A 23,103-nucleotide genomic window follows, 5' to 3' on the forward strand; every position below is an offset into this window, starting at 1 on the left:
TATTCATCAGACAACAACAAAAGAATTTCAACATTATCACAAACTAAAATTCTCACCCAAATAAACACGCCTTACTTCTTCATTTGCAACGATATCTGCTGCAGACCCCTCTGCTATCACTTGACCGGCATTTAAAATATAGGCTCGATCACAAATACCCAACGTTTCACGAACATTATGTTCGGTAATTAATACGCCAACATTTCTATCCTTTAAATGCGCGATAATCTTCTGGATTTCAATCACAGAAATGGGATCCACACCGGCAAAAGGTTCGTCCAGTAAAATAAATTCAGGATCGGTTGCCAAAGCTCGGGCAATTTCAACTCTGCGCCGTTCTCCTCCCGATAGACCCATTCCTATATTATTGCGAATATGCGAGATACTAAATTCATCCAGCAATTCATCGATAATCAGGTCGATTTGCCCTTTACTTAGACCTTTTCTAAGCTCCAGCACTGCGCGCAAATTATCGCTAACACTCAGCTTTCTAAACACCGAGGCTTCCTGAGGCAAGTAGCCTATCCCCAGTTTAGCGCGTATATGCATAGGAAAGTGAGTTATTTCTTGCTGATCATAAAAAATATGCCCCGCATCGGCACGCACCAGACCTACCAGCATATAAAAACTGGTTGTTTTCCCAGCACCATTGGGCCCAAGCAAGCCAACAATTTCATTACTTTCCACATGCAAAGAAACATCATTAACGACATTACGCTTAGAGTAGGCTTTAACAATATGTTTTGCTGCCAGAATCGCCATTACTGCTCGTCTGCTCCATTTTTTGGTTGCAAAATCACATGCACTCGCTTATCCGCAGATTCGCTATCGCCCGCTTTAACCACTTCACTAATACGATCATATTCAATTCTTTCACTTGCCGTACTATTTTTCCCCTGCCATACCACAGCATCTTTAATCATAATCAATAGTTGCGTTTCCGGATAATATTCGGCTGTTAAAGAATCGCCATGCACATCCTCTTTGCCTTCTTCCGGTGTTTGTTTAAACTTTACCGGTTCTCCGGTTGCTACCAGTTTCTGTATCTCCCGGTTTTGCATATACACAACGACCTTGTCTGCATCCATACGCAGACTACCCTGAATAACAACAACCTCGCCGGTGTAAATACTAAGCCCTTTTTTATCGTCGTAAAAGCCTGAATTTGATTCAATGCTAACCGGTTGCCGCGCATCGTCCTCCAAAGCAGTTGCCCAGGGGCTATATGCACAACTTAAAGCTATAAACATTGGCCATAGCGACTTAATAATACTCATGTAAGCCTTTAATATTACTCAATAATTTTACATACAATGGATCCTGATAAAATAGTTCCATACCCACGCCAGATATTCTATCCAGTCCACTGACCAACTCTGCCCAATCATCCGTCTCAGCATAGTTTCGATCCGGCAAAACACGCAAATTTGAGGTTTTAATATTTACTTCACGCACACCCTGAGCCGCAGCACGATCGATAAAAACCGGGCCACTCATGAAAATTTGATTACCGTCTGCAGAGATATGCCCTGCTTTGGAACGAATTACCCAGGGTGGTGCGTCTTTTTTATATACCATCATCTCTGGATTCGTCAGCTCAGTGCCGACATCACCACTGTAATTAGCTGCAAAATCGGCGGTTAATTTACTATTCGTCAAGCCGAACTCATCCAGTTGCGTTTTACTATAATTAACCGCAAAATGCTGGGCATTTTTCTCCATAGTAATGACCCGCTCTTGCTCTTTATGTTCCGGCGAATACATAACCGCCCATATTGAGAACAGGAAAATCAAAAACAGAAATAAAAAATTCTTACATTGCTCGGCAAACATTATATTTCTTTAAATGACTCTACCAGACCTTGCATTTTTCCCTGTGCCTGCAAAATAAAATCACAGACCTCTCGTACCGCTCCCTGACCGCCTGCTAGACGCGTTTGCCAATCAACATAAGGTAAGATCTGCTCACTTGCATCTTGCACAGCAATTGCCAACCCAACTTGAATTAATACTGGCAAATCAATTAGGTCATCACCCACGTGTGCCGCCTGGTCAGCTGTACAACCAACCTTAGCAATAATTTCCTTAAATGCCTGCCCCTTATCTGTTTGTCCCAGATACACCAGACTAATACCTAACATTTCCATGCGTAAAGCAACGGGTTTAGAGGCTCTGCCTGAAATAACGGCGACCTGAATTCCCGACTTTTGTAATAATTTAATGCCTAAACCATCACGCGCATTAAAAGCTTTATATTCTTTTCCCTGCTCATCAAAAAACAGCTTGGCATCAGTTAAAACGCCATCTACGTCCAAAATTAATAATTTAATATTCTTTGCTTTAGCAATTCTATTTTGCATTTTAGACTATTCCTGCATGAATTAAATCGTGCATATTCAACGCACCCGTCACTTGCTTATTGGCATCAACCACGATTAAAGCATTAATTTTCTTTTGCTCCATAACCTGCATTGCTTCTGCAGCCAGAACATCCTGACTGATCACCTGACAGTCAACGGTCATCACCTCTGCCAGTAAAGTTACTTTAACATCAATAGCTTTTTCCAGTAATCGGCGTACATCACCATCGGTAAAAATACCTGCCAGTTGCCCCTGTTGATCAACAACAGCCGTCATACCTAGTTTTTTTGCAGTCATCTCTACTAAAGCATCCATAATACTGACATCCTGCGCTACAACAGGCAGTTGCTCACCGGTATGCATAATATCACGCACCATAACCAGTAACCGCCTACCCAGGCTTCCCCCAGGGTGCGACAAAGCAAAATCATCACGCGTAAAGCCACGCAAAGTCATCAAGGTAACAGCCAAGGCATCGCCCATCACTAAAGCTGCTGTAGTACTTGCAGTAGGCGCTAAACCTAAAGAACAAGCTTCCTGCTCTACTGCGTTACTCAAATGCGCTGAAGAAAATTTAGCCAGTGTAGACTCGACTCTCCCCGTCATGGCTATCATGGGCACTGCTAAACGTTTAATAATCGGTAATAGCGTTAAAATTTCCGCTGTTTCTCCTGAATTTGATAAAGCCAGCACCACATCTTGCCGGGTAATCATACCCAAATCGCCGTGACTTGCCTCTCCAGGATGCACAAAAAATGCCGGTGTTCCCGTACTCGCCAGTGTTGCTGCTATCTTCCCGGCTATATGTCCAGACTTACCCATACCGGTGACCACAACCCGCCCCTCACATGCAATAATTAAATGACAGGCCTGCACAAAACTGTCATTCAGCTTAGTCAACAGACCTTGCACGGCTTGAGCCTCTAGCTCAATCACTTCGCTTGCAACTTGTATCAATTGGGCATCATTCATATCTACTTATTTAAACGACACTTTGATAAATAGTCCACTGATAAAACAAATATCCAGATAACAACCCAGCACCTTCCCAGCGGTTTATATTTCCCGCCTTTGAAAGGCCAACACCCAAAATAAATAATATCCCGGTAAAGGCGAGCAATACCGGAAAGTCACGACTGATAACAGTAGCGTCGACTGGTCCAGGTGCAAGCAATGCAGGCAAGGAGAAAACCGCTAGAAGGTTATACACATTTGAACCGATTACATTACCGACTGCTAAATCATCTTCACCTTTAAGTACGCTACCAATCGATGCAGCCAGCTCCGGCAAACTGGTCCCTAAAGCAACAATGGTTAGCCCGATTACCAGGTCACTCACTCCCATAGAGTGAGCTATATTAACCGCAGCCCAAACTAAAACCTTAGAACTCGCTAATAATCCTATTAAGCCTAGACCAAAAAATAACCATGCCTTATTATTTGGCCTGGTTTCTGGAATTTCAGCGGCGACTTCTTGCGCTAAAACATCATCTTTACGTTCTGCCATTGCCGCGCGTATTAACCAATACAGGAAGGCAACCAAGCCTGAAAGCATTAACACTCCATCGATAACGCTTAAACCATCCAGCGCCAAAATATAACACCCTATGCTAATTAACATCAGCACGGGTAATTCCCGCCTTAATAAACCTGAATGAAAAGCCAGCGGAGCAATCAAAGCTGTCGCACCGAGTATTAAACCTACATTAGCTATATTAGAACCGATAGCATTACCAACTGCCAAACCAGGATTTCCCTGCATTGAGGCTAATGAAGAAACCATGATTTCCGGTGCAGAAGTACCCAGACCGACAATGGTTAAGCCAATCAATAACGGTGAAACACCAAAGTTTCGGGCGATAGACGATGCACCATCCACAAACCAGCCAGCGGCATAAACCAGAACAACCAAGCCTACTAGCAAAGCAAGAAATTCAATCAACATATTTATCAGTTGGTTCAAAAATTGCGTATTGTGCCATAAAAATCATCATCTGTGTCAGCATTGCCTTTAAAAAATGACAAAACAATCGTCTCCAGAAAGTAGCTATAACAGCTTCTTCAAGAACCCGCTAACCGCAACCTACCCTTTAACCTAAAAACCGCAATTGAACACTAAAAAACACTCTAAGCATTTGAATATAAAACATAATAACCATAACAACTTATCACCTGCAGGGTGAACAGACTCCGCTTCACGGTTTTGTGAATAAATCTGAGCGCGAAATACTGCGTTACAGCTATTGCCAAGGGCTACGGCCATTGCCTGCTAGCTGTGCCTTGTCTTTCGCACTCAGATTTTCCACAAAATCCCTGCTCAACTGCGGTTTCTAGGTTTAACCTAAAAAAACCAGTTGCTCACAGTTTCTAGCACCAGCTCTTGATTCCACGGCACTTCAAAAAACACCCAATTAAGCTATGGGTGAAGCTAAGGTTTTTTGAAAGTGTTATATTAGTTCAATGACTTGCACTATAAATCCGCGTTCAACCGATTTTTCTAGGTTTAAGGCTGTACGCGCCGAAAAATAAAGCGACCTAAAGCGGGAATTTCTCCTTCTACTTCAAAAGGAGGCTCCTGCAAACGGCTTATATTAGCCTGCGGATCAGTATCCATATTTGCTGCAAAATAAGCAATACCACTATCAGTTCCTGCATCATACGCAAACAATGGCACCCTAAGCTCATCTACCCATTGTCCATCTGCTATTAAACTTAAAGCCGATACTCCCACAAACCAGCCAGGACTAGGTGCAATCATAGAAACCAGAGAAACAAATGCATAAGCCTGAGTCACGTCAAAACGCAATGCAACCATCCCCGGAGAACTTGCAATTCCTCCACCGGATAAAAGAAATTCAGCATTTTCTGTGTCAATTGCACTGGTTATTTCATTAATTAAAGGTGATTTACCCCCTGTTTCTGCCATATTTTCTATACCAGGAGTTGCAAGTTCACCCGTTTGCCAAAGCTTAAAATCGCTGCGGTGTGTCGCGCCAATCAGCCCCGAAAAATGCGCGCTCCCAGCAGGAAATTGATAAGGGTGAGTCGCGGCACTCCAGGTACTTTCGAAGCTGACTTCATAGCTTGCCGTACTTGCGATATGACTCTGCTCTATAGACAATAGCTGATAAGTCCCATCAAGATTTAGCTGAATCACCGCATTATAAAATTGCTCATCAAATGATAAGTTTTGCAATGCAATTGCATTCGCATTCAAGACTTCCGCTGACCCGGCATTAAGGTTCAATCTATCCGCCACAGCAGAAGTCGAAACTAATCCGCCTATACAGAAAAGCAGAAAGATCTTGGCGTAAAATATTTTCATCATATTACCCCCAGAGTTTAAAAAAAACCAAAACATCACTATTAGTCGAGTACTCCTCCTCAACCTTACAAATTTTTCAATACAAAAAAACACTCGCTACATTAAAAATGTGCTGTGACTAAACGCATACACTATAATAGTGCATTTATGCCTTTCCCTATAAATCTGTTATAGCATGATTTCTATCCGCAACTTAACTTTCTCGCGTGGCAACAGAAAAATTTTTGACAATATTTCGCTGGAAATAGAAGCGCATAAGATCACTGCAATCATGGGTCCAAGTGGTACTGGAAAAACCACTTTATTAAAGCTGATAGCCGGGCAACTTAAACCTGATAGCGGCAGTATTCTGGTCAATCAACAAAACGTACACCAACTATCCCGCAGCGAACTCTATAGACTACGCAAAAAAATGGGCATGCTGTTTCAAAGTGGGGCTTTATTAACCGACATGTCTGTATACGACAATATTGCCTTTCCTATCAGAGAACACACACAACTTCCGGAATCGATGATTCACACATTAGTGCTGTTAAAACTCAATGCAGTAGGCCTGCGCGGTGCACGTCAGTTAATGCCTAGCGAACTGTCTGGCGGCATGGCAAGACGCGTAGCGATGGCAAGAGCGCTGGCGCTAGACCCCGAAATGATCATGTATGATGAGCCCTTTACCGGGCAAGACCCGATTTCTCTGGGTGTACTCGTCAAACTCATTCAGACCTTGAATCACACCTTGCATTTGACTAGCATTATTGTCTCGCATGATGTACAGGAAACAGCAACGATTGCAGATTATATTTACCTTATTTCAGAGGGGAAAATTACTGGGCAAGGTACTCCACGAGAACTTTACAATACTGGATCAGACTGGGTTAGGCAGTTTATGCACGGCAAAGCAGATGGACCCGTGCCATTTCACTATCCAGCAGCAGATCTGGACACGGACCTGCTCGCTAGTAACGTCACTTTATGAAATTATTCCAGTCTTTAGGTCACGCCAGTTTAAAATTTGTCGCTAAATTAGGCCGAAGTAGTCTGTTTCTTTTTGCGATTTTAAGCAGTCTGGGCTACACCCTGACTCGGCCTGGCTTACTGATTAAACAACTGTATCATGTAGGTGCGCTGACTTTTTGGCTGATTGCTGTTTCCGGGTTATTTGTCGGTATGGTGCTCGGCTTACAAGGTGTTTATACTTTATCTACCTTTGGCGCCGAATCATCACTGGGGATTATGGTCGCAGCCTCATTAGTCAGAGAGTTAGGCCCTGTGGTGAGTGCGCTATTATTTGCCGGACGTGCGGGATCTGCATTAACCGCTGAAATTGGTTTAATGAAAGCAACAGAGCAACTTTCAGCAATGGAAATGATGGCGATAGATCCGCTTAAATATATTATTGCACCACGCTTTTTTGCCGGATTTATATCCCTGCCATTATTAGCTGCCTTATTTAGTGCTATCGGGGTTATCGGCGGTTACCTGGCCGGCGTTGAATTACTGCATGTAGATTCAGGTGCTTACTGGTCGCAAATGCAAAGCTCGATTGATTTTCACGAGGATATTATAAATGGCGTTATTAAAAGCATCATTTTTGCCTGGCTGGTATCCTGGATAGCCTTATTTGAAGGCTATGATGCCCTTCCGACTTCAGCAGGCATTAGTCGTGCTACTACCCGCACAGTGGTCAACTCGGCTTTTGCCATTCTGCTCTTTGACTTTTTATTAACCGCCCTTATGTATGGAGCGAACTGAACATGCAAAGCAAATCCATAGAAATTTTAGTTGGCCTGTTTGTTAGCCTGAGTATCGCCGCACTTTTCTTTCTTGCCCTGCAAGTGAGTAATTTTAGTGCTATGCAGGATAATGGCAGCTACACAGTGAATGCCCATTTTGAAAATATCGGCGGACTTAAAAATAAAGCATTGGTCTCTATGTCAGGCGTGCCTATTGGCCGTGTAACCGAAATAAGTTTCGACATGGAAAATTATGATGCACTGGTTAAAATAAGGATTGATGCGCGCTTTAATAAACTACCTAGCGATACATCAGCAAGCATATTAACCTCAGGCTTGCTAGGCGATAAATACATCGGCCTAACCCCGGGTGGATTAGATGAATTTTTACAGCAAGGCGACAGCATAGAGCTTACTCAATCAGCACTGGTGCTTGAGCGCTTAATAAGTCAGTTCCTGTTTAACTCATCGGATAAAGACCAGTAATCCTAAAAACCACAGTTGAACGCTAAAAAACACTCTAAGCATTTGAATATAAGACATAATGACCATAACAACTTATCATCTGCAGGGTGAACAGACTTCGCTTCACGGTTTTGTGAATAAATCTGAGTGCAAAATACTGCGTTACAGCTATTGCCAAGGGCTACGGCCATTGCCTGCTAGCTGTGCCTTGTCTTGCGCACTCAGATTTTCCACAAAATCCCTGCTCAACTGCGGTTTCTAGGATAATGCTATGCAAAAAATAGAAATTCTGTCACCCGCTAAGGATCAATATATTATCAAGGGCGACTTAACCTTTAGCACGATTAATAAAGCCAGCGCAAAAGCTCTAAACTTTGCACAATCCCCCTCATCTATCAATATAGACTTACAGCAACTGGGTAAAATTGATAGCGCTGGATTGGCTTTACTTATAGAATGGATAAAATTTGCCCGCGCATATCAAACACAACTAAGATTCGATCATATCCCTGCGCAACTCACTGCCCTGGCAAAATTATGCGATATATCTGAAATCGATTTATTTAACTCTAAGAACAACTAAACAGCTATGGATAAATTACTCATTACTGGCGGCACACAACTGTCTGGTACTCTCACCGTTTCGGGTGCTAAAAATGCAGCACTACCGATTTTAGCGGCGACCTTGCTCAGCGACACGCCTGTTTTGATTGGTAATATCCCGCATTTACACGATATAACGACAACCATGGAATTATTAGGCTGCATGGGCGTAGAATTATCCGTAGATGAAAAGCTCAATATAGAAGTCAATAGCAGCACCATTAACAAACTGGAAGCGCCTTACGAACTGGTCCGTACCATGCGTTCATCAATACTGGTTTTAGGCCCGCTATTAGCGCGCTTCGGTCAAGCCGATGTTTCACTTCCTGGTGGGTGTGCTATTGGAGCGCGGCCCGTTAACATTCACCTGGATGGCCTAAAAAAAATGGGCGCAGATATTAAAGTTGAAAATGGCTATATTCATGCCAAAGCAAAACGCTTAAAAGGTTGTCGTCTAGTTTTAGAGCAAGTCACCGTCACCGGCACAGAAAACCTTTTAATGGCAGCTACCCTAGCTGAGGGTAAAACCATTATTGAAAACGCAGCACGCGAACCCGAAGTTAATGATCTTGCACATTTTCTTAATAAAATGGGGGCAAAAATTACCGGAATAGGGAGCGATATTCTGGAAATTGAAGGGGTTAAGCGCTTAGGTGTAGAAGGCTTGCATTACAATGTTCTACCTGATCGAATTGAGGCCGGAACTTATCTGGTTGCAGCCGCAATAACCCGGGGAAAAATCAGACTCAACAAGATACAACCAACACTCATGGATGCCGTACTCGACAAACTCAGCGAAGCAGGCGCACACATTACCAGAGGTGAAGACTGGATTGAACTGGATATGCAGGGCAAACGTCCTAAAGCAGTATCAATTCGTACCGCCCCCTTCCCTGCTTTTCCAACGGATATGCAGGCACAGTTTACTGCGATGAACGCAATTGCCGATGGCGTCAGCACGATTACCGAAACGGTTTTCGAAAACCGTTTTATGCATGTTCAGGAAATGCAACGCATGGGAGCTGATATCAAATTAGAATCCAATACCGCTATTTGCACAGGCGTAGAAAGCCTGACTGCCGCTCCAGTTATGGCAACAGATTTACGTGCCTCTGCCAGCCTGGTGCTCACGGGGCTGGTGGCTGAAGGTGAAACATTAGTTGACCGTATCTATCATATCGATCGAGGCTACGATCATATAGAAGAAAAACTTTCCCAACTTGGCGCAACCATACGCCGCATTCCAAAATAATACAGGTTTTATTCATGTTAACTATCGCTGTTTCTAAAGGCAGAATATACGACGAGGCGTTACCCTTACTCGCAGATGCCGATATTGTTCCACTGGATGATCCAAAAACCAGTCGCAAACTTATTCTTAAAACCAACCATGCAGATGTACAACTCGTTATCATCCGCGCCACCGATGTCCCTACCTTTGTCGAATATGGCGCAGCCGATTTAGGCATCGCAGGCAAAGATGTTCTGATTGAGCATGACTCGGATAATTTATACGAACCGATAGACCTAAATATTGCCTGCTGCAAACTGATGACTGCAGCCCCTATTAACGCACCTGATATTAAGGGGCGCGTGCGCGTAGCAACAAAATATGTCAAAACAGCCGAGCGCTATTTTGCCAGCAAAGGTATCCAGGCAGAGATCATCAAACTCTACGGCGCAATGGAGCTTGCGCCTATCGTAGGCCTTGCTGATTGTATAGTTGACGTAGTTGATACAGGTAATACTCTACGCGCTAATGGACTAGAACCGCGCGAACTGATTATGAATATTAGCTCACGCCTGGTGGTTAATAAAGCTTCGATGAAAATGAAACACCAGATTATTCAGCCATTGCTAGACCAATTTGAAAAAACACTTGCAGCAAGATAAATCAATATGACTCAAACTATCAACCGCCTAAATAGTGGTGACGTAAATTTTCAGACTCAACTTAAGGACTTACTAGCCTTTGAGGAAGGCTCAGACCATCAAGTTCACCAGCGCGTTCTAGATATTATTGCCAATGTACGCAAAAATGGCGACCAGGCCGTCATCGATTACACCAATCAATTTGATCAATGTTCCTTAACCGAAGCAGCAGAGCTGGAATTCTCGCAGGAACAATTAAAAGCTGCCTGGGATAGCTTGCCAGAAGATAAAGCAGAAGCATTGCAAACAGCAGCCAACCGCATACGCGCCTATGCTGAAAAGCAAAAGTTGGAGTCCTGGCAATATACTGAAGCAGATGGCACCGTGCTGGGTCAAAAAGTAACCCCATTAGACCGTGCTGGATTATATGTTCCAGGTGGTAAAGCCGCCTACCCATCTTCAGTTTTGATGAACGCTATTCCCGCAAAAGTTGCTGGAGTACGTGAACTGATTATGGTTGTACCGACACCGCAAGGTGTTTCTAATCAGCTGGTTTTAGCAGCCGCCCATCTCGCTGGTGTTGACCGTGCCTTTGCCATAGGAGGAGCGCAAGCTATCGCTGCTTTAGCCTATGGCACAGAATCTATTCCAGCCGTAGAAAAAATTGTCGGCCCTGGAAATGTCTATGTAGCAACGGCCAAAAAACTGGTGTTTGGCAAAGTAGGAATCGATATGATTGCCGGCCCTTCAGAAATACTGATTATTTGTGATGGCAAAACCAACCCCGACTGGATTGCCATGGATTTATTCTCTCAGGCAGAACATGATGAAGATGCCCAGGCGATCTTATTGTCGGATGATGCTGATTTTCTGGAAGCCGTAGCGCAAAGCATCGCTAAGTTACTGCCGGAAATGGAACGCGCTGAAATTATTAAAGCCTCATTATCTAGGCGTGGCGCACTGATAAAAGTGGAATCATTAGAACAAGCTGCCGAGGTTGCTAATACTATTGCCCCAGAACATCTAGAATTATCTGTAGAAGACCCGCAAGCGCTTTGTAAACATATCCGTAATGCAGGCGCTATCTTTATGGGCCGATATACAGCGGAAGCTCTGGGTGATTATTGTGCGGGACCGAATCATGTATTACCCACTTCTGGCACAGCACGCTTTTCTTCACCGTTAGGCGTGTATGATTTCCAGAAGCGTTCCAGCCTGATTTTCTGCTCGGCTGAAGGGGCTAATACCTTAGGCAAAACAGCCTCAGTGTTAGCGCGCGGGGAAAGCTTAACCGCACATGCTCGCTCTGCAGAATATAGATTAAGGTGAATATTTTATCTCCCATTATTGGAATGCAGGTTGCTACGTTCTGCGTCACTGAACGCAGAGCGTTCTCATATGAATTCCCGCGCAGACCGTGGGAACCAGAATAAATAACACAACACGAGAAAATACAATGACTGACCTACCCGAAAAAACCTGTAGCATAGAACGCCTGGTGACTCACTCAAAACTAGTCGAAGCCGCTTTAAGCGGTAGAAAAACACAGCAACGCCGTGACGGAGTGTATGCCTACCCGAATGAAACTTTTATTTTGGAAGGTCAAGAATTTATAGTGACTGATTTAACCCGCGAAACCATCGGTGATATGGGTGACGCAGAAGCGCAGGCTGAAGGTTATCCAAATCTGGAAATGTATAAAAACCTGATTCTAAAAATGCATAAAGGTATGCAATGGAATGAGTCTGCACCCGTCTGGGTACACCATTTCAAACGTGTTGATTAATACGCTATATCATTAATCACATGACTGAACAAGACCTTATCTCTAGCGTTATTCGTCCTGAAATCAGAGCATTAACTGCCTACAAAGTAGCCGATGCTACGGGATATATAAAACTTGATGCCATGGAAAACCCCTATACCTGGCCAGAAGAGATTAAAGTAGAGTGGCTAAAAATTGTGCACGATGCAGAAATTAATCGCTACCCTGACCCAGAAGCCAGATCACTTTGTCGTATTCTAAAAGAATATAATCAGATCCCTGATCAGAGTGAAATACTACTGGGCAATGGTTCCGATGAAATCATCCAGCTTTTGCTGATGGCCTTACCCGCTAATGCGACTGTTATAGCACCAGAGCCCAGTTTTGTTATGTACAAACAGGTCGCATTATGTCTAGGTCTAAATTATCAGGGCATACCCTTAAAGGCTGATACCTTTGAACTAGACCTAGAACTGATGTTGGCAACGATTAACAGTCAGCAACCCGAAATTATCTTTCTTGCCTACCCTAATAATCCCACGGGCAATTTATTCGACCGCAATGCAATTGAGCAAATCATCCAGCAAGCTCCTGGCCTGGTGATTATTGATGAAGCCTATGCGCCCTTTACAGATAGCAATTTTATCCAGCAATTAACAAAATATAAAAATTTATTAGTTATGCGCACAGTCTCGAAACTGGGGCTGGCAGGATTACGTTTAGGCTTTATAGCAGGCAATAGCTTAATAATTAACCAGTTAAATAAAGCGCGACTGCCTTATAATATCAACATCCTTACTCAGTGCAGTGTCGAGTTTGCATTAACTCATCCGCAAATGTTTACTGAACAAACTGAAATATTGCGCCAGGAACGTGCGCGTATGTTTTTACAGCTCAGCACCCTGAAAGATATAAATCCCTGCCCTAGCTCGGCAAACTTTATTCTATTGCGCACCGCAAAAGACCAGGCTACAAACATTTTCCACAGCTTAAAAGAGCAAGGCATATTAATTAAAAACCTTGCTCCACACAAGGGCCTGCTCAGTGATTGCTTACGGGTGACTATAGGTAAGCCTGAAGAAAACAATGCTTTTATTAAGGCACTAAAAATTGCAATAATGTAGGGCGTGGCTTTAGCCCGCCTATATACCAGAACACCGAACAGGCGGGCTAAAGCCACGCCCTACGAACAGTTAAAGTATTAAAAACTATAAACTGACAAAAAGTTTATTAAAACAAGCTTCATAATATCGCAACTCTCATGTAACATTGAGTCGATAATAATGAAAAAAGCTGAAAATACACAAACAGAGGAGCGTTATACATGAGCGAACAAGGCGTCGACAATTCAAAACGCCAATTTCTAACAACGGCCTTAACTGTCGTTGGTGCTGTGGGTACAGGTTATATTGCCGTACCATTCCTAGCACAAATGCAGCCGAGCACCAAGGCTAAAGCAGCTGGGGCCCCAGTAGAAATTGATATAAGTAAAATAGAACCAGGTCAACTCATACGCGCAGCCTGGCGTGGCAAACCCGTTTGGGTTCTTTTCCGTACACCAGAGATTTTAGAAATCCTGGCAACGGATACTGACAAACTAGCAGATCCAAATTCATTAGAATCAATCCAGCCAGCTTACAGTCAGAATGAATTTCGCTCTATTAAACCGGAAATCTTTATTGCTGTTGGCTTGTGTACGCACCTTGGTTGCTCACCCACTTTCCGCCCTGAAATAGCCCCTAATGACCTAGGGCCTGAATGGAATGGCGGCTTTTTCTGCCCTTGTCATGGTTCAGGATTTGATCTGGCAGGCCGTGTCAACAGCGGCGTTCCGGCTCCCACTAATTTGGATGTACCGCCACACCGTTATATTACAGACACACGCATTATAATCGGCGAAGATACTTTGGAGGCAAGCGCATGAAGTCAAAACACTTAGAGAATTGCGGCACCTGGTTTCTGCAACGTTTCCCAATGGCCAAAATGTGGAACGAACATATGGCGCAATATTATGCGCCGAAAAATTTCAACTTCTGGTATTTCTTTGGCTCTCTGGCACTACTCGTATTAGTCAACCAGCTAGTCACAGGCATTCTACTAACCATGAATTACAAGCCTGACGCGGCTCTGGCATTCGACTCAGTAGAATATATCATGCGTGAAGTCCCTTGGGGCTGGTTAGTTCGCTATATGCATTCTACCGGTGCTTCAGCCTTTTTTATCGTGGTCTATCTGCATATGTTTCGCGGGCTGATTTACGGCTCCTACAAACAGCCCCGAGAGTTGATATGGATCTTCGGCATGCTGATCTTTTTAGCCTTAATGGCAGAAGCCTTCATGGGTTACCTACTACCTTGGGGCCAGATGTCTTACTGGGGCGCACAGGTAATTATCTCTTTATTTAGCGCAATTCCAGTTATTGGAGATGATTTATCTTTATGGATTCGGGGTGACTATGTTATCTCTGATGCGACCTTAAATCGCTTCTTTGCTTTCCATGTCATTGCTATACCATTGATTTTAATCATGCTGATATTTCTACATATTATCGCCTTGCATGAAGTCGGATCAAACAATCCTGATGGCATAGAAATAAAAGACTCTAAAGACCCATGGGGACATCCTGTTGATGGCATTCCTTTCCACCCTTATTACACAGTCAAAGACATCGTTGGCGTTGCCGTTTTTATGTTCTTTTTTGCGACGGTACTGTTCTACATGCCAGAACTAGGCGGTTACTTTCTAGAGCATGCCAACTTTATCCCGGCAGACCCATTAGCCACACCTGATCATATTGCTCCACTCTGGTATTTCACGCCCTTCTATGCAATTTTAAGAGCTGTACCTGATAAATTTGGGGGAGTCATCGCCATGGGTGGTGCGATTGTCGTATTATTCTTGCTTCCATGGTTAGATCGTAGCCCAGTAAGATCAATACGCTATCGCGGCGGTATTTACAAAAAAGCAATCTTTCTATTCGTGATTAGCTTTATTGCGCTAGGTTATTTAGGTATGCAGCCGCCTACGCACAATGCCACAATAGCAGCAAGAGTTTTTACTGCGATATACTTTGCCTTCTTCTTATTGATGCCAATTTATACTCGCTGGGAAAAACCCAAACCTTTACCCAAACGCGTAAACGAGCAGCCTAGTATTGAAGATCGCCTTCCGGCTATCAAGCAGTCTTTTGCTGCTATGACTCACGATGTCCCAGAAACTAAAGATGGACGCACGGTAATGCATACTCGACCTGATGCTTCTGGCATTGGCCATGAGCTAAGAAAACTTGGTAAAAAAATCATAGGGAGCCTAGACTAATATGAAAAAATTATTACAAAGCTGTCTATTACTCTTGCTACCACTGGGCGTATTTGCTTCCGGGGGGATGGAACTTGACTCCGCAGATTATGATTTATCTGATAAAGCATCACTAGAAAACGGTGCTCATCTGTATGTTCAATACTGTTTAGGTTGTCACTCCACTAAATACATCCGTTACCTGAACCTTGCAGATGACTTCGGGGTAGAACAACAGGAAATTTTAGATGAAGTAGCTCCTGAAGGCGCAGGTATTTATGACAAAATGCTGACTGCCATGAATGGCCATGATGCTTATAAATGGTTTGGAGTTCAACCCCCTGATTTATCATTAATTGCTCGTTCAAGAGGTGCTGACTGGCTATATAGCTACCTAAAAGGCTTTTATATGGATCCAACCAGACCTTTAGGTGTCAACAATGCTATCTACCCTGCTGTGGGTATGCCTAATCCGCTGTGGAAACTTCAGGGTCAGCAAAAGCCTATCTACGAAAAAGTCGATGGACAAGAAGTTATCACTGAATTGGTGCTTGAACGCCCTGGCACGATGAGTCCTGAGAAGTTCGATAAATCAGTCAACGATATCGTTAACTTTTTGGTGTATGCCGGCGAACCAGCACAATTGGAGCGCGAAAGCATGGGTAAATATGTATTATTCTTTATCCTAATGTTTGGTGTGATTGCCTATTTATTGAAAAAGGAATACTGGAAGGACATACACTAAAACGATGTAGGGCGCGACTTTAGCCCGCCATTTTATATAGCGGGCTAAAGCCGCGCCCTACAGAAGGTCTGTTTACCGACATAAAAAAGCGCTACTTCTCTCGAACTAGCGCTTTTTTCATTTTATCTCAAAATACACATGAAAAAATTTCTACTGCTTAGCCTACTCAGCTTCTTTATCCTTAACCAACCGCTGCATGCCCAGGAAAACTCAAAAAAAAAGGCAACTGAAGCCGCTGATTACAATCCTCTCTTTGTACCTTTTGACTTATTAATTTTTCGCCCTCTCGGCTTAGCGGCTACAGTAGCAGGTACAGCTATATTTGTTGCCATGTCACCGATCACTGCCTTAAGTTCAATTGCGCCGCCGCATGATGCCTTTGAGCGCGTAGCTGACGTATTTATCGTGGTACCCGCCACCTATACATTTTTACGTCCGATGGGTAAAGTGCTGTGTCCAGGTGATTGCCGCCCAGAAGATATTAAGTAACCCCCGCTCAAGCGTCAGTCCGCCTCAAGAATAAGCCCAGGCGGGCTGAAGCCACGCCCTCCGCCGATTAAGGTTTCCACTTGATATTACATCCAATACTAGGAACCTGATCCTCAAGCGCAGATTCTCCTGCTAACAAAGCATCCACAGCACGACGTAAATCCTCTCCGGTTAAAGCAACATCATTCTTAGGTGTCGCGCCATCCAGTCGCCCGTGATAGACACAAGCTAGCTGATTATCAAACAAATAAATATCAGGTGTGCAGGCAGCCTGGTAAGCTTTTGCTATTTGCTGAGTCTCATCAAATAAATAAGCAGCAAATGGATTACCCCATTCTGCCATCAAAGCTTGCATCTTATCCGGCGCATCCTGCGGATAATTGACAATATCATTCGCGCTGATTGCAATCGTACGAACGCCCTGCTTTGCATATTTATGCGCAATACCCATCAACTGATCTTTAATATGAATCACATAAGGACAATGATTGCAGATAAACATCACAATCGTCCCCTGATTACCTTTTAAACCAGAAAGGCTTAATTCCTTTCCTGAGATAGTATCCAGTAAACTGAACTCGGGTGCCAGAGTGCCCATCGGCATCATATTTGAATGTGTCGCAGCCATAAATAATCCTCTAAAAAGTTACTATTTTCTACAAAACAGAACAGGAGTAAAAAAGCTTTAGCTTTTTATAAGGCAGCCAATAGCTAAAGCTATTGCACTCCTGTTTAACCTAGAAAAATAAGTTGCTCACGTTTTATAGCACAAGCTCTTGATTCCACCGCACTTCCAAAAAATGTCCGCTTAACCTATGGGTGAAGCTAAAATTTTTTGAAAGCACTGTGAAACCCATATCTTGCACTATAAATTCGCGCTCAACTGATTTTTCTAGGTTTAAAGACAACAAAAGCTTAACACGAATAACCCAGTAAAAAACTCAGCTTATGTGACATAGTCACTGATAATCATTTCATAATACTCTAATATATGTTTCCACTGTTATTAACAACAGTGATCCGCGCAATGGCGCATTATTATAATAAGGGTGACTTATGATTGATTTTTTCCTTGATATTTTTTCTTCCATGTTTCAAATGAATATGCGCGACCATCACGAAATCCCATTTGCCATGCCTCTACTCATGGCTTGTCTTGTTGGAGGTCTAATTGGCTTTACTATCGTCAAATTTGTCGTAAAAGAACAAAAAGAAGATTCAGCTAATGCCAAAGCAGACTCTATTCATTAATGCTTGTCGGCGACTTTGCTTAGCGCCTCTGTGTTAAGTAAAGTGACTGTCCCCCTATTTAAACTAACCCAGCCATACGCTTCAAAGCGCTTCAAATGCCGGGAAATTACTTCACGAGCTGAGCCTAATTTAGCAGCCAGCTCCTGATGAGTCAGCGTAATCACATCTGTACTTTCTGCTAATAAAGCTTTGCTCAAGCGCGTATCGATGGCACTAAAAGTTACATCTTCTAATAAGCCAATAACATCCGTTAAACGTGCGGAAAATTTCTTGAATACAAACTCGCGAAAAAAAGCCGATTGCTCTATACAACGATAAAATGCATGTGAAGAAATAGCAAAAGCCAGTACATTTCCTTCAGCAACCCCTTCTGCAGGATAATTATCACCACTTAATAAACAGGAAGTGGTTAACACACAGGAATCACCTGAACAAACACGGTACAGCAACATTTCCCGCCCTCCCTCAGAAATAATTTGCGCTTTAACGCTACCTTCTAAAACTAATAAATACTGTTCGCACACTGCGCCGGGGTAAAAAACCTGCTGCCCAGCAGGAAGTTCAACTAACTTAGCCGAAGCCATCAGGCTATTAATCCCCCCTTCTCCTGCCATAACGAACTCAGGAAAGTGTATATTCCATAAAGCTTGCTTATTTAATTTTTCCATAAACAATCACCGCTGGATTTCTCTAGTAATTCGAGCATCTTCTGATGCTCGATTAATTCCTCAGCAGAACATTCAATCACTTTCAGTGCGGGTCTGTCACTACTAAGGCGTTGAATAACCTGCTCTGCCGCACCATCAGTTAAATCACCGTCATCCAGCAAAGAAATCTGCCCTCCGGTCATTAACAGATATACATCCGATAAAATTTCCGCATCCAGCAAAGCCCCATGCAAATCTCGATGGGTATTATCAATACCATAGCGTTTACACAAAGCATCCAGACTATTACGCTGACCGGGGTGCTTTTTCCGCGCATAAACCAGGCTATCAAACACGCTGCACATATCAGCAGTCAATTCAGCCGCAGGGTCTAATAAAGTAAACTCATGATCCATAAACCCCACATCAAACGGCGCATTATGGATTACCAATTCCGCACCACGAATAAAGTCCAGAAAATCATCGACCACATCCTTAAACAAAGGCTTATCTTGCAGAAACTCGTTAGTGATCCCATGTACCTCCATCGCGCCCTCATCAACCCGCCGCTCAGGATTAATATACATATGAAACTGCTTATCGGTTAAGCGCCGATTCACCAGCTCTACACAACCAATCTCGATAATCCGATGCCCTTCTTTAGGATTTAATCCCGTTGTTTCCGTATCTAAAACAACCTGCCGGCCTTTTTTTCGCATAAATAATAACCTACTCTGTAGGGCGTGGCTTTAGCCCGCCAATATCAAAAGGCGGGCTAAAGCCACGCCCTACAACAATCTTAATCAACCACCCACGCAGCATCCCAATGAGAATAATCACCAATCACATCAACCAACCCAGCGCGTAATGGATTAGCAACAATATATCTTGCTGCCGCTCTTATGTCTTCCTTTTTTCTTAGCGCATGATCATAAAACCCACGCTGCCAAAAAGCCCCTTGCCGAGTTAAACGTTTATTTAAAACAAAACCCGTTTTACCCTTAAATACACGCACCACTTCGAATAACTCAATAGAGTCTACTGCAACTAACCAATGCAAATGATCCGGCATTAAGACCCAGGCAAGAGAATGCAATAGCTCAGCATCGTGCATAGATTGCATTTGTTTAATAACGCATCTTGCATAAGCAAAATCATGAAAATGCGGAATGCGCTTTTCAGTTACTATCGTTAATGAATACGCTCGACCCAATTCAGAAAACCGCCCCTTAGTTAAATCAGCATAAACCATTATCCCCCCATAAAATCATCGAAAGCACCTGTAGGGCGCGGCTTTAGTCCGCCATTATTAATGTAAAATAATATCGTACTATACCAAAGGCGGGCTAAAGCCGCGCCCTACAGGGTTATTATTTTATCAATTTTCTGCATAATCCGGTGGGTTTCAGAAAGCGCGACGATGATTTTCTGGTAGTGCAGGATGTCATCAAAATCCAGGGTGCGGCCGTGGCGGTCTTTTAACCATTTTTGTGCGGGTTGATAGCCGCCTATATAAAAGTTCCAGGCGATCACCGGCACCTGCGCAAAATATTGTTGGTCATTAATCCATACCTGGCCTTGCGTGCTATCTTCAGGGTTCAGCACAAAATCGTGTTTATTGATTTTACGGGTGATCTGATTATCGCCGGATTCGGGGTAGGTGCTGATAAAGTCTTCGACAATCGGACTTTCCAGCAAATGAATCTGACGCAACTCGCTGCCCAGTTTAACCAGTTGCCAGAAGATATTTTTATCGGGATAGGGCACACGCGGAAAGTCGATTTTCAGGAATTCCTGATAGGTTTCGCGGTAAGTGGGCGAATGCAGTACAGCGTATATATAATCGAGCAGATCTATCGGGGCAAATGTATTTTCTGTGTTTTGTTTTTCGTTGGTAAAGGTTAGAGCTAGTTGTTCGGCTATTTGTTTAACTATATCGGGGTTTAGGTTAGGGGTGCGGTGTGAGGTTTCTTCCATCGATTGTTCAGCGGTTGGTTCTGAATATAAATACAGAGGAAATGTGGAGCATCGATCTAATAATGAAACAGTATCTTTACATACAATTTCATTTGAAATTAAAAAAGTACCAGCTTCATTAGATCGTGACTGCCGTAGACAATTGAATGCAAAATTTTTTCTATTTACCAAGTGTTGCATAACTTTCTCGCGAGGAAAATCAATTAAAGCAGAGTCGTAATAGATTGACCTTTTGTCAAATGGCCTATACAAAATATTTGTAATCTTTGTAGTTGCATAGGCATTTAATCGAGATTCTCTTATTTTCCAGTCTCTATTATCTTTTAAGTTAAATTTAACCTGTAGTTCATTGTCAGAATTATCACCATTAAGAAACTCTTGGATTCTTTTTATTAAATCAGGTTTGTGAAGATCAATTACAAAATGATCTCTATGAGTACTGATACCACTAGAAAATTCAGGAAAAACTTCAGTGATTGAAATTCCTTGTTTATATATTTTCTCTTTTTTAAAATCCTTAGGCACAAAAAAATACTCCGGCGCTCGACAATCCAGCTTATTCCAGTCAAGGGAAGCTAAGGAGCTATCCAGTAATCGCTGATATTTATCCTGCCGCTTGCCGTAGAAATCCAGATGATAAACCTCGGCTAAATCGCGTTTCCTGCTAGTTTTAACAAACAGATTAATCGATACCCCTTGCATAATATCAAATACATTTTCATCTTTACCACCATCAGGGGCGACTTCTTTCTTTTTGCTATTACCGTGCAAATCCAGAATATAAATTTTATCGAAGCTCTCCAATAAGGATTTGCGCATTTGCCGATGAATTATGCCGTCGATAAAACTGTTATTGCTGATATACGCGAGTATGCCTTCGCCGTTTTTATCAATCATATGCTGACCGTAACGGATAAACCTGATGTAATCATCCGATAAGGGCTGGATATTACGCTCGTTCAAGTCCTTTTTATAGTCTTTTAGCAAGTCCTGAATCCACGCGCCTTTATTACTGCTACTCACGGCATAGGGCGGATTACCCATCACCACCATCACTGGTGCTTCGCGTTTAATGCGGTTAGCAGCGCTGGCTTCATTGGATAACCAGGTGGCAAACAGCGTGCCAGTGTCCGGGTGTTCTTCTTCTAATGTATTAGTTAAGTAGACATTAAGTCTTTGCGGAATCTTGCCATGATAACCGGTTTCGGTCAGTAATAAATCCAGCTTTAAATGCGCCATCGCATAGGAGGCCATCAGCAATTCAAAGCCGTGCAGACGGGGAATTAAATGTTGTTCCACATAGCCCGGCCAGATACCTTGCTGACCCGCAAAATTTTTATAGATGTGCTTAATGACTGCCGCTAAAAACGTGCCGGTTCCGGTTGCGGGGTCTAATATCTGGACTTTATGTACGTCTTTGTCGATTTTCTCTAGGCGCGTGGCTTTATTTTTACCACGACCTTTAATAACCGCCCTTTCCACTTGTATGGTGGTCTGGCTGGTATCCGCCAAACCTTTAGGCAGATTGAAATCCGTTTTTAACAGATCATCGACCGCGCGCACGATAAAATTAACCACTGGCTCAGGCGTATACCAGACACCCCGACTTTTGCGCAGTTTGGGATCGTATGCAGCGAGAAAGGTTTCGTAAAAGTGAATGATTGGGTCGTTTTGCCGAGTTTCCTTGCCAAAATTATTCAGAATGGCGGCGACATCGGTGGCACGAAAGATGTCCGCAAGGGAATCGACAATCCAGACGATCCGCTCATCCAGATCGTAACCGGCTATATATTGAAACAGATTACGCAAAAACGGATTGCTTTTGGGAATCAGTTCAGCGGCTTCCTGTCGTGAAAACGTGGGTAATGTGGGATCGTGTAAACGTGCGGCAAACATGCCGTAAGCAATGGTTTGTGCATAGACATCGGCAAATTCTTTGGCACTGATATCGTGAATCAGAATCGCTTTAAAGGCTTGCATTTGTTCTTGCAGGGTGCTGTCATGCTGGTGTTGCTCGTCACTATTTAAAGCTGACTCGATAATAGCAGCCAATAGTTTGGCTTTGCCGGCCATCATGCCGGCGAGTTTGCTAGGTGATTTGAGTGTTTGCCCAACATAAGTGGCAAAGTCCTGAATCAAATCGATAAAATTCTGGAAATTTTCTGTGCTGGGAGTGATGCCCTCACTGGTTATATTTGCCAGGCTTATATGTGCGACTTTCTCGCCTTCCTTATAAAATTCAAACTGTAGATAATCGGTAATAATCAGATTAGTCAGGGAATTTTTGTAGCGGGTAAATTGTTCTTTGTATTCTTTGCTATTGAGCGGCTTACCTATATCTTTTGCTTCGATATAGCCGATAGGGATATGCTTTTTAGTGAGGATATAATCGGGTGCACCACAGGCAATATGCGCGGGTTCGTTGGTAACCAATATCTCCGGCAGCATTGCTTCCAGAAGATTTTGCAAATCGCCTCGATAGCTATGCTCTCGGGATATCCCCGTTTTGTAGCGCTGATTTAGCTTGTCGATATAGCTTTGTATTTCTTGCACAGTCTTCCTTATCTATTCAAACG

Annotated in this window: 26 protein-coding genes; 14 read left to right on the forward strand and 12 right to left on the reverse strand. The window is 43.2% G+C overall.

The window, feature by feature from the left end; all coding sequences use genetic code 11:
• Nucleotides 1–36: 36 nt before the first annotated feature.
• The 7 genes from lptB to ACQY3F_RS13875 all read right to left on the reverse strand — a co-directional run bounded on the left by lptB (nt 37) and on the right by ACQY3F_RS13875 (nt 5,686).
• A complete protein-coding gene (gene lptB / locus ACQY3F_RS13845) occupies nt 37–762 on the reverse strand; it encodes an LPS export ABC transporter ATP-binding protein (RefSeq protein ID WP_428355470.1) in 726 nt (241 codons plus the stop codon).
• Complete coding sequence (gene lptA / locus ACQY3F_RS13850; protein WP_428355471.1) at nt 762–1,277, reverse strand: lipopolysaccharide transport periplasmic protein LptA; 516 nt, start codon at nt 1,275–1,277, stop codon at nt 762–764. The genes lptB and lptA overlap by 1 nt, the downstream gene beginning before the upstream one ends.
• Nucleotides 1,264–1,833, reverse strand: a complete 570-nt coding sequence (lptC, locus tag ACQY3F_RS13855) for an LPS export ABC transporter periplasmic protein LptC (protein ID WP_428355472.1) — start codon at nt 1,831–1,833, stop codon at nt 1,264–1,266. The genes lptA and lptC overlap by 14 nt, the downstream gene beginning before the upstream one ends.
• Nucleotides 1,833–2,360, reverse strand: a complete 528-nt coding sequence (locus ACQY3F_RS13860; protein ID WP_428355473.1) for a KdsC family phosphatase — start codon at nt 2,358–2,360, stop codon at nt 1,833–1,835. The genes lptC and ACQY3F_RS13860 overlap by 1 nt, the downstream gene beginning before the upstream one ends.
• A gap of 1 nt (nt 2,361) precedes the next feature.
• The gene (locus tag ACQY3F_RS13865) at nt 2,362–3,333 is read right to left on the reverse strand and encodes a KpsF/GutQ family sugar-phosphate isomerase (RefSeq protein ID WP_428355475.1); all 972 of its coding nucleotides are present in this window, start codon (nt 3,331–3,333) and stop codon (nt 2,362–2,364) included.
• A gap of 10 nt (nt 3,334–3,343) precedes the next feature.
• Nucleotides 3,344–4,306: a calcium/sodium antiporter gene (locus ACQY3F_RS13870; RefSeq protein ID WP_428355476.1), complete on the reverse strand. Its 963-nt coding sequence runs from the start codon at nt 4,304–4,306 to the stop codon at nt 3,344–3,346.
• Nucleotides 4,307–4,864: 558 nt separating this feature from the next.
• Nucleotides 4,865–5,686 (reverse strand): spondin domain-containing protein, encoded by an 822-nt coding sequence (locus ACQY3F_RS13875; RefSeq protein ID WP_428355477.1) that lies wholly within the window; start codon nt 5,684–5,686, stop codon nt 4,865–4,867.
• 175 nt (nt 5,687–5,861) lie between these two features.
• Here ACQY3F_RS13875 and ACQY3F_RS13880 point away from each other — a divergent pair, with 175 nt between their 5' ends.
• From ACQY3F_RS13880 to ACQY3F_RS13940, 13 genes are all read left to right on the forward strand, one after another.
• Nucleotides 5,862–6,659: an ATP-binding cassette domain-containing protein gene (locus tag ACQY3F_RS13880; protein WP_428355478.1), complete on the forward strand. Its 798-nt coding sequence runs from the start codon at nt 5,862–5,864 to the stop codon at nt 6,657–6,659.
• Complete coding sequence (mlaE, locus tag ACQY3F_RS13885; protein ID WP_428355480.1) at nt 6,656–7,435, forward strand: lipid asymmetry maintenance ABC transporter permease subunit MlaE; 780 nt, start codon at nt 6,656–6,658, stop codon at nt 7,433–7,435. Before ACQY3F_RS13880 ends, mlaE begins: the two co-directional genes overlap by 4 nt.
• Nucleotides 7,436–7,437: 2 nt before the next feature.
• Nucleotides 7,438–7,902 (forward strand): outer membrane lipid asymmetry maintenance protein MlaD, encoded by a 465-nt coding sequence (mlaD, locus tag ACQY3F_RS13890; RefSeq protein WP_428355482.1) that lies wholly within the window; start codon nt 7,438–7,440, stop codon nt 7,900–7,902.
• Nucleotides 7,903–8,152: 250 nt separating this feature from the next.
• Entirely contained in the window at nt 8,153–8,464 is a 312-nt protein-coding gene (locus ACQY3F_RS13895) for an STAS domain-containing protein (protein ID WP_428355483.1), read from the forward strand.
• Between the two features lie 6 nt (nt 8,465–8,470).
• Nucleotides 8,471–9,736, forward strand: coding sequence for a UDP-N-acetylglucosamine 1-carboxyvinyltransferase (gene murA / locus ACQY3F_RS13900; RefSeq protein ID WP_428355484.1), 1,266 nt, complete (start codon nt 8,471–8,473; stop codon nt 9,734–9,736).
• 14 nt (nt 9,737–9,750) lie between these two features.
• Complete coding sequence (gene hisG, locus ACQY3F_RS13905; protein WP_428355486.1) at nt 9,751–10,377, forward strand: ATP phosphoribosyltransferase; 627 nt, start codon at nt 9,751–9,753, stop codon at nt 10,375–10,377.
• 6 nt (nt 10,378–10,383) lie between these two features.
• Nucleotides 10,384–11,685: a histidinol dehydrogenase gene (gene hisD / locus ACQY3F_RS13910; protein ID WP_428355488.1), complete on the forward strand. Its 1,302-nt coding sequence runs from the start codon at nt 10,384–10,386 to the stop codon at nt 11,683–11,685.
• 127 nt (nt 11,686–11,812) lie between these two features.
• Nucleotides 11,813–12,142 (forward strand): ASCH domain-containing protein, encoded by a 330-nt coding sequence (locus tag ACQY3F_RS13915; RefSeq protein WP_428355489.1) that lies wholly within the window; start codon nt 11,813–11,815, stop codon nt 12,140–12,142.
• A gap of 20 nt (nt 12,143–12,162) precedes the next feature.
• On the forward strand, nt 12,163–13,245 hold the full coding sequence (gene hisC, locus ACQY3F_RS13920) for a histidinol-phosphate transaminase (RefSeq protein WP_428355490.1): 1,083 nt from the start codon (nt 12,163–12,165) through the stop codon (nt 13,243–13,245).
• Nucleotides 13,246–13,445: 200 nt separating this feature from the next.
• Nucleotides 13,446–14,045 (forward strand): ubiquinol-cytochrome c reductase iron-sulfur subunit, encoded by a 600-nt coding sequence (petA, locus tag ACQY3F_RS13925; RefSeq protein ID WP_428355491.1) that lies wholly within the window; start codon nt 13,446–13,448, stop codon nt 14,043–14,045.
• Nucleotides 14,042–15,439, forward strand: a complete 1,398-nt coding sequence (locus ACQY3F_RS13930; RefSeq protein WP_428355493.1) for a cytochrome b — start codon at nt 14,042–14,044, stop codon at nt 15,437–15,439. The genes petA and ACQY3F_RS13930 overlap by 4 nt, the downstream gene beginning before the upstream one ends.
• Before the next feature lies 1 nt (nt 15,440).
• On the forward strand, nt 15,441–16,163 hold the full coding sequence (locus ACQY3F_RS13935) for a cytochrome c1 (protein WP_428355494.1): 723 nt from the start codon (nt 15,441–15,443) through the stop codon (nt 16,161–16,163).
• A 138-nt stretch (nt 16,164–16,301) separates the two neighbouring features.
• Nucleotides 16,302–16,652 carry a hypothetical protein gene (locus ACQY3F_RS13940; protein WP_428355496.1) on the forward strand — a complete coding sequence of 117 codons (351 nt, stop codon included), beginning with the start codon at nt 16,302–16,304 and terminating at the stop codon, nt 16,650–16,652.
• Nucleotides 16,653–16,719: 67 nt separating this feature from the next.
• Here the strand turns inward: ACQY3F_RS13940 and ACQY3F_RS13945 are convergent, their stop codons facing one another.
• On the reverse strand, nt 16,720–17,280 hold the full coding sequence (locus ACQY3F_RS13945) for a thioredoxin family protein (RefSeq protein WP_428355497.1): 561 nt from the start codon (nt 17,278–17,280) through the stop codon (nt 16,720–16,722).
• Nucleotides 17,281–17,708: 428 nt separating this feature from the next.
• On the opposite strand from ACQY3F_RS13945, the gene ACQY3F_RS13950 reads away from it, so the two are divergent.
• On the forward strand, nt 17,709–17,903 hold the full coding sequence (locus ACQY3F_RS13950) for a hypothetical protein (RefSeq protein WP_428355498.1): 195 nt from the start codon (nt 17,709–17,711) through the stop codon (nt 17,901–17,903).
• On the opposite strand, the gene ACQY3F_RS13955 is transcribed toward ACQY3F_RS13950, so the two are convergent.
• The 4 genes from ACQY3F_RS13955 to ACQY3F_RS13970 form a co-directional block, all read right to left on the reverse strand.
• Entirely contained in the window at nt 17,900–18,571 is a 672-nt protein-coding gene (locus ACQY3F_RS13955; RefSeq protein WP_428355500.1) for a Crp/Fnr family transcriptional regulator, read from the reverse strand. The two genes, ACQY3F_RS13950 and ACQY3F_RS13955, sit on opposite strands and share 4 nt — an antisense overlap.
• Nucleotides 18,559–19,269 (reverse strand): DNA polymerase III subunit epsilon, encoded by a 711-nt coding sequence (gene dnaQ / locus ACQY3F_RS13960; RefSeq protein ID WP_428355502.1) that lies wholly within the window; start codon nt 19,267–19,269, stop codon nt 18,559–18,561. The genes ACQY3F_RS13955 and dnaQ overlap by 13 nt, the downstream gene beginning before the upstream one ends.
• Nucleotides 19,270–19,349: 80 nt before the next feature.
• Nucleotides 19,350–19,802: an REP-associated tyrosine transposase gene (locus tag ACQY3F_RS13965; protein ID WP_428355503.1), complete on the reverse strand. Its 453-nt coding sequence runs from the start codon at nt 19,800–19,802 to the stop codon at nt 19,350–19,352.
• Nucleotides 19,803–19,909: 107 nt separating this feature from the next.
• Nucleotides 19,910–23,080 carry a type ISP restriction/modification enzyme gene (locus ACQY3F_RS13970; RefSeq protein WP_428355505.1) on the reverse strand — a complete coding sequence of 1,057 codons (3,171 nt, stop codon included), beginning with the start codon at nt 23,078–23,080 and terminating at the stop codon, nt 19,910–19,912.
• Nucleotides 23,081–23,103 lie beyond the last annotated feature (23 nt).

The organism is Methyloprofundus sp., assembly GCF_965251085.1.
Lineage (GTDB): Bacteria > Pseudomonadota > Gammaproteobacteria > Methylococcales > Methylomonadaceae > Methyloprofundus.

What these genes read in the sequence shown, in the direction of transcription:
- hisD (WP_428355488.1), top strand. Translation starts at nt 10,384, where the DNA reads ATGACTCAAACTATCAACCGCCTAAATAGTGGTGACGTAAATTTTCAG.
- petA (WP_428355491.1), top strand. Translation starts at nt 13,446, where the DNA reads ATGAGCGAACAAGGCGTCGACAATTCAAAACGCCAATTTCTAACAACG.
- ACQY3F_RS13935 (WP_428355494.1), top strand. Translation starts at nt 15,441, where the DNA reads ATGAAAAAATTATTACAAAGCTGTCTATTACTCTTGCTACCACTGGGC.
- hisG (WP_428355486.1), top strand. Translation starts at nt 9,751, where the DNA reads ATGTTAACTATCGCTGTTTCTAAAGGCAGAATATACGACGAGGCGTTA.
- mlaD (WP_428355482.1), top strand. Translation starts at nt 7,438, where the DNA reads ATGCAAAGCAAATCCATAGAAATTTTAGTTGGCCTGTTTGTTAGCCTG.
- ACQY3F_RS13965 (WP_428355503.1), bottom strand. Translation starts at nt 19,802, where the DNA reads ATGGTTTATGCTGATTTAACTAAGGGGCGGTTTTCTGAATTGGGTCGA.
- dnaQ (WP_428355502.1), bottom strand. Translation starts at nt 19,269, where the DNA reads ATGCGAAAAAAAGGCCGGCAGGTTGTTTTAGATACGGAAACAACGGGA.
- ACQY3F_RS13895 (WP_428355483.1), top strand. Translation starts at nt 8,153, where the DNA reads ATGCAAAAAATAGAAATTCTGTCACCCGCTAAGGATCAATATATTATC.
- ACQY3F_RS13950 (WP_428355498.1), top strand. Translation starts at nt 17,709, where the DNA reads ATGATTGATTTTTTCCTTGATATTTTTTCTTCCATGTTTCAAATGAAT.
- ACQY3F_RS13870 (WP_428355476.1), bottom strand. Translation starts at nt 4,306, where the DNA reads ATGTTGATTGAATTTCTTGCTTTGCTAGTAGGCTTGGTTGTTCTGGTT.
- ACQY3F_RS13930 (WP_428355493.1), top strand. Translation starts at nt 14,042, where the DNA reads ATGAAGTCAAAACACTTAGAGAATTGCGGCACCTGGTTTCTGCAACGT.
- ACQY3F_RS13860 (WP_428355473.1), bottom strand. Translation starts at nt 2,360, where the DNA reads ATGCAAAATAGAATTGCTAAAGCAAAGAATATTAAATTATTAATTTTG.
- lptC (WP_428355472.1), bottom strand. Translation starts at nt 1,833, where the DNA reads ATGTTTGCCGAGCAATGTAAGAATTTTTTATTTCTGTTTTTGATTTTC.
- mlaE (WP_428355480.1), top strand. Translation starts at nt 6,656, where the DNA reads ATGAAATTATTCCAGTCTTTAGGTCACGCCAGTTTAAAATTTGTCGCT.
- ACQY3F_RS13875 (WP_428355477.1), bottom strand. Translation starts at nt 5,686, where the DNA reads ATGAAAATATTTTACGCCAAGATCTTTCTGCTTTTCTGTATAGGCGGA.
- ACQY3F_RS13880 (WP_428355478.1), top strand. Translation starts at nt 5,862, where the DNA reads ATGATTTCTATCCGCAACTTAACTTTCTCGCGTGGCAACAGAAAAATT.
- hisC (WP_428355490.1), top strand. Translation starts at nt 12,163, where the DNA reads ATGACTGAACAAGACCTTATCTCTAGCGTTATTCGTCCTGAAATCAGA.
- murA (WP_428355484.1), top strand. Translation starts at nt 8,471, where the DNA reads ATGGATAAATTACTCATTACTGGCGGCACACAACTGTCTGGTACTCTC.
- ACQY3F_RS13945 (WP_428355497.1), bottom strand. Translation starts at nt 17,280, where the DNA reads ATGGCTGCGACACATTCAAATATGATGCCGATGGGCACTCTGGCACCC.
- ACQY3F_RS13915 (WP_428355489.1), top strand. Translation starts at nt 11,813, where the DNA reads ATGACTGACCTACCCGAAAAAACCTGTAGCATAGAACGCCTGGTGACT.
- ACQY3F_RS13940 (WP_428355496.1), top strand. Translation starts at nt 16,302, where the DNA reads ATGAAAAAATTTCTACTGCTTAGCCTACTCAGCTTCTTTATCCTTAAC.
- ACQY3F_RS13955 (WP_428355500.1), bottom strand. Translation starts at nt 18,571, where the DNA reads ATGGAAAAATTAAATAAGCAAGCTTTATGGAATATACACTTTCCTGAG.
- lptB (WP_428355470.1), bottom strand. Translation starts at nt 762, where the DNA reads ATGGCGATTCTGGCAGCAAAACATATTGTTAAAGCCTACTCTAAGCGT.
- ACQY3F_RS13865 (WP_428355475.1), bottom strand. Translation starts at nt 3,333, where the DNA reads ATGAATGATGCCCAATTGATACAAGTTGCAAGCGAAGTGATTGAGCTA.
- lptA (WP_428355471.1), bottom strand. Translation starts at nt 1,277, where the DNA reads ATGAGTATTATTAAGTCGCTATGGCCAATGTTTATAGCTTTAAGTTGT.